The sequence below is a fragment of the Achromobacter xylosoxidans genome (assembly GCF_002192695.1).
GTDB classification, from domain to species: domain Bacteria; phylum Pseudomonadota; class Gammaproteobacteria; order Burkholderiales; family Burkholderiaceae_B; genus Achromobacter; species Achromobacter xylosoxidans_C.
On record NZ_MTLG01000011.1, the window covers coordinates 132,850 to 146,367 of the forward strand.

The 13,518-nt window shown below is 68.1% G+C and carries 10 protein-coding genes; 5 read left to right on the forward strand and 5 right to left on the reverse strand.

Translation table 11 applies throughout. From position 1 onward, the window contains the following. Positions 1 to 38: 38 nt before the first annotated feature. The 4 genes from BRO63_RS34395 to BRO63_RS03075 form a co-directional block, all read right to left on the reverse strand. Positions 39 to 167, reverse strand: coding sequence for a hypothetical protein (locus tag BRO63_RS34395; protein ID WP_006226408.1), 129 nt, complete (start codon positions 165 to 167; stop codon positions 39 to 41). Positions 168 to 396: 229 nt separating this feature from the next. After that, positions 397 to 1,329: a sugar kinase gene (locus BRO63_RS03065; RefSeq protein WP_088138476.1), complete on the reverse strand. Its 933-nt coding sequence runs from the start codon at positions 1,327 to 1,329 to the stop codon at positions 397 to 399. After that, complete coding sequence (locus BRO63_RS03070; RefSeq protein WP_088138477.1) at positions 1,322 to 1,972, reverse strand: bifunctional 4-hydroxy-2-oxoglutarate aldolase/2-dehydro-3-deoxy-phosphogluconate aldolase; 651 nt, start codon at positions 1,970 to 1,972, stop codon at positions 1,322 to 1,324. The genes BRO63_RS03065 and BRO63_RS03070 overlap by 8 nt, the downstream gene beginning before the upstream one ends. 22 nt (positions 1,973 to 1,994) lie before the next feature. Continuing rightward, positions 1,995 to 2,780: an IclR family transcriptional regulator gene (locus tag BRO63_RS03075; protein WP_088138478.1), complete on the reverse strand. Its 786-nt coding sequence runs from the start codon at positions 2,778 to 2,780 to the stop codon at positions 1,995 to 1,997. 242 nt (positions 2,781 to 3,022) lie between these two features. Here BRO63_RS03075 and uvrA point away from each other — a divergent pair, with 242 nt between their 5' ends. The 3 genes from uvrA (at position 3,023) to BRO63_RS03090 (ending at position 10,656) form a co-directional block, all read left to right on the forward strand. After that, complete coding sequence (uvrA, locus tag BRO63_RS03080) at positions 3,023 to 8,785, forward strand: excinuclease ABC subunit UvrA (protein WP_088138479.1); 5,763 nt, start codon at positions 3,023 to 3,025, stop codon at positions 8,783 to 8,785. Between the two features lie 5 nt (positions 8,786 to 8,790). After that, positions 8,791 to 9,927 carry an aminodeoxychorismate synthase component I gene (locus BRO63_RS03085; RefSeq protein ID WP_088138480.1) on the forward strand — a complete coding sequence of 379 codons (1,137 nt, stop codon included), beginning with the start codon at positions 8,791 to 8,793 and terminating at the stop codon, positions 9,925 to 9,927. A 96-nt stretch (positions 9,928 to 10,023) separates the two neighbouring features. Next, entirely contained in the window at positions 10,024 to 10,656 is a 633-nt protein-coding gene (locus BRO63_RS03090; RefSeq protein ID WP_088138481.1) for an aminotransferase class IV family protein, read from the forward strand. On the opposite strand, the gene BRO63_RS03095 is transcribed toward BRO63_RS03090, so the two are convergent. Further along, positions 10,653 to 11,555, reverse strand: a complete 903-nt coding sequence (locus BRO63_RS03095; protein WP_054457424.1) for a LysR family transcriptional regulator — start codon at positions 11,553 to 11,555, stop codon at positions 10,653 to 10,655. The genes BRO63_RS03090 and BRO63_RS03095 overlap by 4 nt on opposite strands. A 210-nt stretch (positions 11,556 to 11,765) precedes the next feature. Here BRO63_RS03095 and BRO63_RS03100 point away from each other — a divergent pair, with 210 nt between their 5' ends. Together BRO63_RS03100 and BRO63_RS03105 are read left to right on the forward strand one after the other, a co-directional pair. Further along, entirely contained in the window at positions 11,766 to 13,025 is a 1,260-nt protein-coding gene (locus BRO63_RS03100) for an aromatic ring-hydroxylating dioxygenase subunit alpha (RefSeq protein ID WP_088138482.1), read from the forward strand. A 2-nt stretch (positions 13,026 to 13,027) separates the two neighbouring features. Then, positions 13,028 to 13,501, forward strand: coding sequence for an aromatic-ring-hydroxylating dioxygenase subunit beta (locus tag BRO63_RS03105; protein ID WP_088138483.1), 474 nt, complete (start codon positions 13,028 to 13,030; stop codon positions 13,499 to 13,501). Positions 13,502 to 13,518 lie beyond the last annotated feature (17 nt).

Consider the following 13,518-nt stretch of genomic DNA (forward strand, 5'->3'; position numbering starts at 1 on the left):
TTGATCAGGCCGGGGCAAGCCCCGGCGCGACGCGTCGATTAGACGCGCTTGATCTTTTCCAGCATCTTGAACACGCCCTTGGGCGACTTGACGAACAAGCGCTTGAAAGCCTTGCCCAGGCAACGGCGTTCCAGGGTGTTGCGACGCACGCGTTTGCGTTCAGCCATGTTGATTCTCCTGTTGAATTTGCGGAAATGTTGCCCGCACAACCGGATACTGGGCTGGCGGAAAATTCGGGTAACTTGGCATTTTAGCCTGAAATGCCCTGACGGCGCCAATGACGCGAAAATGCGGCGTTTCCGCCACGTTCGCGCCAGCTGCGGTCAAATGCGGGACGGAACAGCGTCCTGCCAGTCTGGGCAGGCGCCCGCGCCTGCCCGGGAAGCCCTGCCGCGATCAGCCAGCTAGGCTCTTCAGCCGTTCCAGCACCTGTTCCTTGCGCGGCAGCGGGTCGACCGCGCCGTAACCCAGGGTGGACAGGGCCGCCGCGGCATTGGCATAACGCACCGCGTCTTCCCAGGAATCGCCCTGGCAGCGGCGCGCCAGCAGGCTGCCCGCGAAGCAGTCGCCCGCCCCGGTCGCGTCCACCGCGTCCACGCGCAGGGCGGCCACGGGCACGCGGCGGTGGCCGTCGTCGATGATGGAGCCGTCCTTGCCCAGCTTCAGCACCACCACCCCGCTGGCGCCGGCGTCGCGGATCCAGTCCAGCGTGCGTTCCGGATCGTCGTTGCCGGTGAGGTGCTGCATGTCGTCCATGCTGGGCAGGAACAGGTCGGCCGTGCGCATGGTCTCGCGCAGCACGGCGCGGGCGCGGTCCACCGGCCACAGGCGCAGCCGCAAGTTCGAATCCAGACTGACCTGAACGCCGGCCGCGTGCGCGCGCTCGATGGCGGCGAACACGGTGTCGCAGGCGCTGGTGCTGATCGCCAGGCTGATGCCCGACACGTGCAGGTAGCGGGCGCGCTCGATCAGGCCCGAGTCCAGGCTGGACGGCGTCATCAGGCTGGCGGCGGAGCCGCGGCGCAGATAACTGAAGGCGTGGCCGTCCGGGCCGTGCTGCACAAAATAAAGGCCGGTGTGCGCCTGTTGGTCCACCTGCACGCCCGAGGTATCCACGCCCTCGGCCTGCCACAAGTCCAGGAACTGCTGGCCGAAGGCATCGTTGCCGACGCGCGTCAGATAGGCGCAGCTTGCGCCCTGCCGCGCCGCGGCGATGACAGCGTTGGACGTATCGCCGCCGAAGCCCTGCAGGTACTGGCGCTGGTCCTGGTGCGTCTGGTTCAGTTCGACCAGCGGTTCGCCCAGCGCGACGATATCGAAATCAGCCATGGGCGGCCTCCCGGGTGCGGATGATCTGCGCCACCAGCGCGGCGGTGTCGCGGGCGGCGAAGGCCGCCTTGTCATAGAGGTTGCTGCCGATGCCGACGATGGCGGCGCCGGCGGCGAAGTACGAGCCCATGTTGTCCTGGGTGACGCCGCCCGTGGGGCAGAAGATGGTGTCCGGGTAGACCGACTTGAGCGCCGCCAGGTGCTTGGGGCCGCCCGTGTCCGCCGGGAAGATCTTCACCACGTCCACGCCCGCGCGGCGCGCCGCCAGCACTTCGGTGGGCGTGAACGCGCCCAGCAGGCAGAGCGCGTCGGCCGCGTGCGCCAGGTCGACGATGTCGGTGGCCAGCGCCGGCGACACCAGGAAATCCGCGCCCGCGACCAGGGCCTCGCGCGCCTGCTGCTGGTCCAGCACCGTGCCCACGCCCAGCAGCAGCTCGCTGCCGTGCTTGTCGCGCAGCGCCCGCAGCAAATCGGTGACGCCGGGGATGGTCCAGGTCAGTTCCAGCGTGGTGCAGCCAGCGGCCACCGCGACTTCGGCCGCATAGGCGGCGGTGGCGGCGTCCGTGTAGCGCAGCACGGGGACGACCCGGGAGGCCAGCAGGGTGGAGAGCTTGGAGGCGAGAGGGGCAGCGGTTGCGGTCATGGCATTCCTTGGAGGCAGGCGGTCAGGCGCCGCCGGGTGATACCGGCAGGACGGCGAGTTTGGCCGCGGCGGCATCGCGCAGCCGCAGCAAGGGTTCGATATAGGCGGCTTGCGGGTCGTCGCGCCGCCGGAACAACAAGGTGCTGACGCTGACGCCGGCAATGGGCCGCCCGGCCGCATCGCACAGGGCCACGCCGTAGCAGACGATGCCGGCTTCGTTTTCTTCGTCGTCGGTGGCGTAACCGCGGGCGGCGGCCACGTCCAGCACGGCGCGCAGTTCGGGCAGGCTGGTCACGGTGCCCGGCATGCGCGCGGCCAGCGGCAGCTCGCGCAGCAGGCGTTCGCGCGAGGCCGGGTCCAGCGCCGCCAGATAGGCCTTGCCGACCGCGCTGGAATGCAGCGCCACCGAAGCCCCGACGCGCGAGGCCATGCGCACCGGTCCGGGACTTTCCAGCTTGTCGATATAGGTCATCTCGTGCCCGGCGGGCACGGCCAGGTGCACGGTTTCGCCGGTTTCGTCGCGCAAGGCCTGCAGGTCGGGCGCCAGCGCCGCGCGCAGGTCGAACTGGGACCAGGCGCGGCTGGCCAGCGACATCAGGCGCGGCCCCAGGCGGTAGGCGCCGCCGGTTTCGGCCACCATGCCCTGCTCGGCCAGCGCCGCGACGATACGGTAGACGGTCGGCCGGGGATAGCCGCAGCTGCGCGCCAGCGACGCAGCCGTGGGCGGCTGCGGCGCATCCGCCACCGCCTGCAGCACCGTCATGAACTTGGCGAACGCCGCAGCGCCCGGGACCTTGGTTTCCAGCAACGATGTCTCCAACTAAGGGCGGCAAGCCTTTAGCAATGAATCTGCAGAATGCGCAACGCGGACAGCGCGAATTTCAGACGAATCTGCGATACTGTTTATTTGTACAGCTAGTGAGCCTTGCGGTTGTCCACATTTTGGACACATGACTCACAATATAGTCAATTATTCCATATCGCCGCGCTCGGAACCAGCGATGGGTTGTCGCTCGGGCAGGCCTCTCCCCTCAGGCTACGATACCGTCCATGAGCTCCCAAATTCGCATCGTTGGCGCCCGCCAGAACAATCTCAAGAACCTGGACCTGACCATCGCCACCGGCGAACTGGTCGTCGTGACCGGCGTGTCGGGGTCCGGCAAAAGTTCGCTGGCCTTTGACACCCTCTACGCCGAGGGGCAGCGGCGTTATGTGGAAACCTTCTCGCCCTATGCGCGCCAGTTCCTGGACCGCATGGACAAGCCGCAGGTGGACCGCATCGAAGGCATCCTGCCCGCCATCGCCATCGACCAGACCAATCCGGTGCGCAGTTCGCGCAGCACGGTCGGCACGATGACGGAACTGAACGACCACCTGAAGCTGTTGTTCGCGCGCGGCGCCAAGCTGTATTGCCGCGGCTGCGGCAAGGTGGTGCGGCGCGACACGCCGGATTCCGTGTACCACTCGCTGGCCGAACGCGCCGCCGCCGCCGGCGATCCGCGGCTGGTGGTGACCTTCCCCATCGCCGTTCCCGCCAACTTCACCGAAGAAGAAGTGCGCGGCTTCCTGGAGCAGCAGGGCTACACCCGCGTGCACGCCGAGGAAAACGCCGCGCCGCGCGCGGCCGCCCCGGCCAAGGGCGCCAAGAAGGCCAAGGCCGCGAAAGGCAGCACCGAATCGCGCCGCATCCTGCACGTGGTGCAGGACCGCTTCCGCTTCGCCGGCACCGAGCGCGAACGCGTGATGGAAGCGCTGGACACCGCGCTGCGCATGGGCGCCGGCCATCTGGCCGTGTACGTCATGGACGCCGAGGGCGGCAACGCGCACATCTGGAAATACAGCGACCGCCTGCATTGCGCGGATTGCGACATCGAGTACACCGATCCCCTGCCCAGCAGCTTCTCGTTCAACTCGCCCCTGGGCGCATGCGAGGCCTGCCGCGGCTTCGGCCGCGTGATCGGCATCGATTTCGGCCTGGTCATCCCGGACGAAAACAAGACCCTGCTGGAAGGCGCCATCAAGCCCTGGACCACGCCGTCGTACAAGGAATGCCAGGACGAACTGCAGAAGTACGCGCCCAAGGCCGGCGTGCCGCTGGGCGTGCCCTGGAAGAGCATGAGCGAAGAGCACAAGCGCTGGGTGCTCTACGGCACGCCCGACTGGAAGGGCGGCAACGACGCCTGGAAGCACCAGTGGTACGGCGTGCAGCGCTTCTTCGACTGGCTGGAAACCAAGGCCTACAAGATGCACGTGCGCGTGCTGCTGTCGAAGTACCGCAGCTACACGCCCTGCCCCACCTGCAACGGCGCGCGCCTCAAGCCCGATGCGCTGCTCTGGCGCCTGGGCACCAAGGAAGAAGCCGACACCGTGCTGCCGCCGGCAGACGGCCGCTACAAGCGCTTCATGCCCGTGGGCGCCAACTGGAGCCGCGAACAGCTCGAAGGCCTGGGCGGCCTGTCCATCCATGACGTGATGCTGCTGCCCATCGAACGGGTGCGGGCCTTCTTCGACACCCTGTCGTTCTCCGGCGCGCTGGACGCCGCCACCGACCTGCTCATGACCGAAGTGCGGGCGCGTCTCAAGTTCCTGTGCGACGTGGGCCTGGGCTACCTGACGCTGGACCGCCAGAGCCGCACGCTGTCGGGCGGCGAGGTGCAGCGCATCAACCTGACCACGGCGTTGGGCACCTCGCTGGTGAACACCCTGTTCGTGCTCGACGAACCGTCCATCGGCCTGCATCCGCGCGACATGCACCGCGTGGTCGAAGTCATGCACCGGCTGCGCAACGCCGGCAACACGCTGGTGGTGGTGGAGCACGACCCGCAGGTCATGGTGGCCGCGGACCGCATCATCGACATCGGCCCCGGCCCCGGCGAACGCGGCGGCCAGATCGTCTTCGACGGCACGCCGTCGCAATTGCGCGCGGCGCGCACGCTGACGGGCGATTACCTGGGCGGCCGCCAGCGCGTGGAAGCGCCGCGTCCGATGCCGGTGGCGGCGAACACGCCGCGGCTGCTGCTGGAAGGCGTCAGCGCGCACAACCTGAAGAACGTCTCCGTCGAATTGCCGCTGGGCCGCCTGGTCTGCGTGACCGGCGTGTCCGGCTCGGGCAAGTCCACGCTGGTGCAGGACGTGCTGTTCCCCGCCCTGCTCAAGCAGAAGGGCAAGCCCTCGGAAGCGCCCGGCGCCTTCGAGCGCCTGCTGGGCGCCGAACAGATCGCCGACGTGGTCATGGTGGACCAGACCCCCATCGGCAAGACCGCGCGTTCCAACCCGGCCAGCTACGTGGGCGCGTTCGACGCGATCCGCAAGCTGTTCGCGCAAGCGCCGCTGGCGCGTGAACGCGCCTACACCGCGGGTACGTTCAGCTTCAACGGCGGCGACGGCCGCTGCCCGACCTGCGGCGGCACCGGCTTCGAGCATGTGGAGATGCAGTTCCTGTCGGACGTCTACCTGCGCTGCCCGGACTGCGACGGCAAGCGCTTCCGCCCGGAAGTGCTGGAAGTGCGCGTCGAACATCTGGGCAAGAGCGCGTCCATCGATGAAGTGCTGGAGATGACGGTCAGCGAGGCGCTGGACTTCTTCAAGGGCCTGCGCGACGTGCAGACCGGCCTGGCACCGCTGGCCGACGTGGGCCTGGAATACGTGCGGCTGGGGCAGCCCGTGCCCACCCTGTCGGGCGGCGAGGCGCAGCGCCTGAAGCTGGCCGGCCACCTGGCCGAAGCCGCGCGCAGCGGCATTTCCACCGCCAAGGTCGCCAAGAAGGGTAGCCTGTTCCTGTTCGACGAACCCACCACCGGCCTGCACTTCGACGACGTGGCGCGGCTGATGCGCGCGTTCCGTAAGCTGCTGGCCGCCGGCCACACGCTGCTGGTGATCGAGCACAACCTGGACGTGATCCGCGCGGCGGACTGGCTGATCGACCTGGGTCCCGAAGGCGGCGACGCCGGCGGCCTGGTCATCGGCACCGGCACGCCGCAGGACCTGATGGACAACCCCAAGTCGCATACGGGCGCCGCCCTGCGCGACTACGAAGTCAGCATCCTGCCGGCCGACGTGGTGGTAAGCACCGACGCCGACGCGCAGGAAGTGGAGCAGGCCGGCCTGACCGCCCGCATCGCCGAGCCCGGCGAAGCCTACGGCGCGGACGTGGGCCGCCCGCTGCAGTCCCTGATGCGCGAGCGCCGCCAAGCCAACATGGCGATCGAGATCCGCAATGCCCGCGAGCACAACCTGAAGAACGTCAGCGTGGAAATCCCGCGCGACAAGTTCACCGTCATCACAGGCGTGTCCGGCTCGGGCAAGTCCACGCTGGCCTTCGACATCCTGTTCAACGAGGGCCAGCGCCGCTACCTGGAGTCGCTCAACGCCTACGCCCGCGCCATCGTGCAGCCGGCCGGCAAGCCGGACGTGGACGCCATCTTCGGCATCCCGCCCACGGTCGCCATCGAGCAGCGCACCAGCCGCGGCGGACGCAAGTCCACCGTGGCCACGATGACGGAAATCCACCACTTCCTGCGCCTCTTGTACGTCAAGCTGGGCACGCAATACTGCCCGGATTGCAACGTGGCGGTGGAGCCGCAGAACACCGACCAGATCGTGGCGCGGCTGCTGCGCGAGCACAAGGGCGTGCACATCGGCCTGCTGGCGCCGCTGGTCACGGCCCGCAAGGGCTATTACACGGACCTGGCCAAATGGGCAGGCTCCAAGGGCCACTCGCACCTGCGCGTGGACGGCGAGTTCATTCCCGTCGCCCCCTGGCCGCGCCTGGACCGCTACAAGGAACACACCATCGAGCTGCCGATCGCGGACGTGGTGGTGGACCCGGCCAACGAGGCCGAGCTGCGCGCGGCGGTCAAGAACGCGCTGGAAAACGGCCAGGGCGTGATGTCCGTGGTCTGGCCGGTGAACAAGCTGCACGAGGCGCTGGACAGCGACCTGCAGCAGCAGCATTTCTCGGTCAAGCGCGCCTGCCCGTCTTGCGGCACCAGCTTCCCCGAGCCGGATCCGCGCCTGTTCTCGTACAACTCCAAGCATGGCTGGTGCACGGGCTGCTACGGCACGGGCCTGCAACTGCAAGGCTTCGATGAAGAGCAGACCGGCGAGGAAACCGCCTGGAACGCCTGGTACGAAGGCGAGGCCAAGCCCTGCACGCAATGCGACGGACAGCGCCTGAACCGCGTCGCCCGCGCCGTGCGCTGGCGCGACAAGTCCATCGCCGAACTCGCCTCGCTGCCGGTGTCGGACGCGCATACCTTCTTCACCGGGCTGGTGGCGCGCGGCCGCGAAGGCGAGATCGCCCGCGACATCCTCACGGAAATCCGCGGACGCCTGAACTTCATGCAGGAAGTGGGCCTGAACTACCTGGCGCTGGACCGCGCCGCGCCCACGCTGTCCGGCGGCGAAGCGCAGCGCATCCGCCTGGCCGCGCAACTGGGTTCGAATCTGCAAGGCGTCTGCTATGTGCTGGACGAACCGACCATCGGCCTGCACCCGCGCGACAACCGCATCCTGCTGGACGCGCTGGCGCGCCTGGAAGGCAACGGCAACACGCTGGTGGTGGTGGAGCATGATGACGACACCATCCGCCGCGCCTCGCACATCATCGACATCGGACCGGGCGCGGGCATCCGCGGCGGTCGCGTGGTGGCCCAGGGCAGCGCGCAGGACCTGATCGACGCGCCCGAATCGGTCACCGGCCGTTATCTGGCCAAACCCTTGCAGCACCCGCTGCAAGGACGCCGGCCGGTCGAGGCCGACACGCCCATGATCGAGATCAAGGGCGCGCGCCTGCACAATCTGCGCAGCGTGGACGCGAAGATTCCGGTGGGCCGCCTGAGCGTGGTGACCGGCGTGTCGGGCTCGGGCAAGTCCACGCTGGCGCGCGAAGTGCTGCTGGACAACCTGATGCAGGCCGTGTCGCAAGGCAAGGCGCCGGGCTGGGCGGGCTGCGAGAGCATCAAGGGCTGGGAAGCCATCGACCGCGTGCTGGAAGTGGACCAGACGCCCATCGGCAAGACGCCGCGCTCGTGCCCGGCCACCTATGTGGGCTTCTGGGACGATGTGCGCAAGCAATTCGCCGACACCCGCGAATCGCGCATGCGCGGCTGGACCGCGGCGCGCTTCTCGTTCAACACCGGCGACGGCCGCTGCCCGATCTGCGAAGGCCAGGGCATGCGCACCATCGAGATGAACTTCCTGCCGGACGTGAAGGTGCCTTGCGACGCCTGCAACGGCGCGCGCTTCAACAACGACACGCTCAGCGTGCAGATGCGCGGCAAGAACGCCGGCGAACTGCTGGCCATGGAAGTGGACGACGCCATCGGCTACTTCGCGGCGCATCCCAAGATCCACCGCCCGTTGCAGCTGATGCAGGACGTGGGCCTAGGCTACCTGACGCTGGGACAGCCCTCGCCCACGCTGTCGGGCGGCGAAGCGCAACGCATCAAGCTGGTGACCGAGCTGTCCAAGGCGCGCCTGACCGACGGCCTGATCAAGACCGGCCGCGCATCCCGCATCCCGCATACGCTGTACGTGCTGGACGAGCCCACCGTCGGCCTCTCGATGGCCGACGTGGAAAAGCTGATCCACGTGCTGCACCGCCTGGTGGAAGCCGGCAATACGGTGGTGGTGATCGAGCACAACCTGGACGTGATCGCCGAGGCCGACTGGCTGCTGGACCTGGGCCCCGAAGGCGGCACGGGCGGCGGCAAGCTGGTGGGCGAAGGCTCGCCCGAACACGTCATGACCCTGAGCGACCATTCCCATACCGGACGGGTCCTGAAGGAATTCCTGGCACATCAACAGCAGTAAGAAGCATGGAATGTCGTTTTGAAGACCGGCTGGCCGGCCGCGCGCGGCGATTCGAGGGCTTGTGCTCGCGGATCGAGGCGCGCTCTGCCGCCGAGGTCGCCCCTGCTCTCGCGGCCATCGAAGCGCAGCGGCGGCAGGGGCGCTGGATCGCCCTGTTGCTGGACTACGAACTGGGCGAATGGCTGTTGCCCGAAGCCGCCATGGCGCCGCCCGCCGGCCCCTGGACGCCGCCGCGCGACGATGGCAGGCCGCGCCTGACGGCGCTTGCATTCGAACGCAAGCAGGACGAAGCGACCTGGGACGCGCCGGATGCAGGCAGCGCGCCGGCCGCCATCAGCCTGCCCGCGCCGCGCATGACCGAGGCGGAGTACGTGCGCCAGATCGAGGCCATCCGCGGCCTGATCGGCGACGGCGAGCTGTATCAGGTGAACTACACCCAGCCGCTGGACCTGCAATTCCAGGGCGACGCGGCCACCCTGTACCGGCGCATTGCCGCCCGCAATCCGGTGGCGCACGGCGCGTTCATCCAGGACGGCGAGCGCACGGTGCTGTCGTTTTCGCCCGAACTGTTCGTGCGCCGCGACGGCCCGCGCCTGACCACGCGCCCGATGAAGGGCACGGCCCCGCGCCACCCCGATCCGGCCGAGGACGAACGGCTGGGCCAGGCGCTGCTGGCCAGCGAAAAGAACCGCGCCGAAAACCTGATGATCGTGGACCTGCTGCGCAACGACCTGGGCCGCCTGGCCGAGCCGGGCTCGGTGCGGGTCGACGCGCTGTTCTCGCTGGAGCGCTACCCCACCGTCTGGACCATGACGTCCACGGTGTCGGCGCTGGCGCCGCATGCCTCGCTGGAAGAGGTGCTGCGCGCGCTGTTTCCCTGCGGCTCCATCACCGGCGCCCCCAAGGTGGCGGCCATGCGCCGCATCCGCCAGATGGAAACGGCGCCGCGCGGCCTGTATTGCGGCAGCATCGGCTGGCTGGCGCCGGACGGCGACTTCTCGCTGAATGTCGCCATCCGCACCCTGGTGCTGGACCCGGCCGGCCACGGCGTCTATAGCGTGGGCGGGGGCATCGTGCACGATTCGGACCCGGCCGAGGAATGGCAGGAATGCCACTGGAAGGCCCGGATCCTGCGGGCCTGAGGCCGCGGCCCAGGCGTCCGGCGCCCCTGCTCGCCGGCGGCCATCGGTAGTAGGATAGAGCGCGGCGGCAGCGCACCTTTACCCCAGGAGAGTCCCATGCAACCCGAACTGATCGAGACCATCCTGGTCGATGCCGAACGACGCGTGCCGCTGCTGGCGCGCCACCTCAAGCGCCTGGAAGCGTCCTGCAAGGCCCTGGGCTACGGCTGGGGCGGCCGGGCCGTCGAGGCCGACATCATGATTACCGCGCTGGGCCTGGCCACGCCGGGGCCGCACCGGCTGCGCCTGCTGGTGGCGCGCGACGGCAGCCGCAACATCCAGACCGCGCCGCTGCCGCCCCTGCACCCTGCGCAGGAAGCCATGCTGGCGCCCGAAGCGCTGCGCTCATCCGAACCGCTGCTGCGCTACAAGACCACTTACCGCCCCTGGTACACCAAGACCATCGAATGGCTGCCCTCGCATCCGCACATCTTCGACCTGCTCTATCTGAATGAACGCGGCGAACTCTGCGAAGGCAGCCGCAGCAACGTCTATCTGCGCCTGGACGGCGATTGGTACACGCCGCCCGTGGACAGCGGCTGCCTGCCCGGCGTGCAGCGCGCCGAGCTTTTGGAAACGGATCGCGTGGAAGAACGCGTCCTGACCCTGGCCGACCTGCACGCCGCCGAGGAAATCCGCCTGTCCAACGCGCTGCGCGGCTGGTTTCCGGTGACGCTGCGCGACGCTTAATCCGCGAACTCGTCGACCACCACCTGCCGCAGCCACTGGTTGGCCGGCTCGCGGTGGTTGCGGGCGTGCCAGAACACATTGATGACCGACTCCGGGATCTTCACCGGACAGGGTGCGGTCGCCAGGCCGAACGGACCGCAGGCGCAGTCGGCGAAGCGCTGGGGCACCACGGCGATCATGTCGGTGGCGGCCAATACCGGCCCCACCGCGATGAAGTGCGGCACCGTCAGGCGCAGGCGCCGCCGGATGCCGGCCTGCCCTATCACCTGGTCGACCACGCCGTGGCCCGTGCCTTCCGACGCGATCGCCACGTGCTCGGCTGCGCGGAACTGCCGGGCCGAGACCCCGGTGCGCGCCAGGGGATGATCGCGGCGGAAGATGCATACATAAGGCTGGCGGAACAGCAGGCGCTGGAAGAAGCCGCTTTTCAGGTCGGGCAGGAAGCCCATGGCCAGGTCGATGCGGCCGCGCTCCATCTCGTCCTTCACGTCGATCGAGGTCGTGCGCACGGTGCGCACCGTGACGCCGGGCGCGGCGCGGTCCAGCGCGCGCATCAGCCGCGGCAGGAAATAGGTCTCGCCCACGTCGTTCACGCCGATCACGAAGGCGCGCCCGCTGTGCGCGGGGTCGAACGCGGCGCGGGCGTTCAAGGTGCTGTGCAGCGCCTCCAGCGCGGCGGCGATGGGCTGCGCCAAATCCTGCGCGTAGGGCGTGGGCACCATGCCGCGCGAGGTGCGCAGGAAAAGCTCATCGCCCAACAGCTTGCGCAGCCGGCCCAGCGCGTTGCTGACGCCGGGCTGTGAAATGCCCAGGCTCTCGGCCACGGCCGACACCCGGCCGTGCTTGCGCAGTTCATTGAAGACGACCAGCAGGTTCAGGTCCACGTCTTGCAGGTTCATGGGCTGTCTCCACCAATATTGATTCTGGTGATTTATCTCATTAAGTAGATTCTATTTATTTATTTCACTATCTGCCCGATGATGCGACAAACGCCAGCGCCCATGCCGCGCCGGCTCTGCCGGACCGCTCCCGCGGTCCGCCGAACCAAGGAGACACGCCATGCGTACCTGTACGCTGCCCGCCGCCGCGCCCTGCCGCCGGAGCGGATCATGAACGCCCCCGAGCAGCCCATCCAATTCGCCCCGCGCTGGCAGGACGACGGATCCCACCGCATCCCCTTCGGCGTCTACACCGACGCCGCCCTGCATCAGCGCGAAATGGAGCGGTTCTTCTACCGCGCCCACTGGAGCTACGTGGGCCTGGAGGCCGAGATCCCCAATCCCGGCGACTTCAAGCGCACGGCGGTAGGCGAACGCTCCGTCATCCTGCTGCGCGACAACGACGGCCAGGTGCGCGTGGTGGAAAACGTGTGCGCCCACCGCGGCGTGCAGTTCTGCCGCGAACGTTCCGGCAACCGCAGCGAATTCGTCTGTCCGTACCACCAGTGGAACTACGACCTGCAGGGCAACCTGATAGGCGTGCCGTTCCGCCGCGGCGTCAAGCAGGACGGCAAGGTCAACGGCGGCATGCCGCCAGACTTCAAGCCGGAAGAGCACGGCCTGACCAAGCTGGCGGTGGCCTGCCGCAATGGCGTGGTGTTCGCCTCGTTCGACCACGATGTCGAGCCGCTGGAGGACTATCTGGGGCCGGACATCCAGCATTACTTCGACCGGGTCTTCGACGGCCGCGAATTGGTGATCCACGGCTACAGCCGCCAGCGCATCCCCGGCAACTGGAAGCTGATGCAGGAGAACATCAAGGATCCGTACCATCCGGGCTTGCTGCACACCTGGTTCGTCACCTTCGGCCTGTGGCGGGCCGACAACCGCTCCGAGCTGAAGATGGACCAGCACTTGCGCCACGCCGCCATGATCTCGACGCGCGGCCAGGGCGGCAAGGGCAGCGTGACCAGCGGCGTGTCCAGCTTCAAGGAGCAGATGTCGCTGAACGACGACCGCTTCCTCGACATCGTGCCGGAACCCTGGTGGAACGGTCCCACCGCCGTGCTGATGACGCTGTTTCCCAGCGTCATCATCCAGCAGCAGGTGAACTCGCTGTCCACCCGCTACATCCAGCCGGTGGGCCACGACGCCTTCGACTTCGTCTGGACGCACTTCGGTTTCGCCGACGACACGCCCGAGATGACGCGCCGCCGGCTGCGCCAGGCCAATCTGTTCGGCCCGGCGGGCTTCGTGTCCGCGGACGATGGCGAGGTCATCGAGTTTTCGCAATCAGGCTTCGAACAGAAGCCTTGGCACCGCAGCGTGGCGGAACTGGGCGGCAAGACCGCCGAAAACACCGACCACATGGTCACGGAAACGCTGATCCGCGGCATGTACGCGTATTGGCGGCGGGTCATGGAGGCCTGACGATGCTGGACTTTCCCCTCTACTACCAACTGACCTGCCTGTACAACGACTACGCCGCCGCGCTGGACGCGGAGGAATGGGAGAAGTGGCCCGAGTTCTTCCTGGAGGATTGCGTCTACAAGGTGCTGCCGCGCGAGAACCACGAGCGCGGCTATCCGCTGGCGACCATGTCCTTCGAAAGCCGCGGCATGCTGAAGGACCGCATCTACGGCGCCACCGACACGATCTTCCACGACCCCTACTACCAGCGCCACGTGGTGGGCGCGCCGCGCGTGCTGTCGGTGCAGGGCGACCGCATCGAGTCCGAGGCCAACTACGCCGTGTTCCGCACCAAGCCCAGCCAGTTGACCACGGTGTTCAACGTGGGCCGCTACCTGGACGTGGTGCGGCACGGCCCGGACGGGCTCAAGTTCGAATCGCGCCTCTGCATCTTCGACAGCGAGCTGGTGCCGAATTCGCTCATCTACCCCATCTGAATGAACAAGGACAGCAC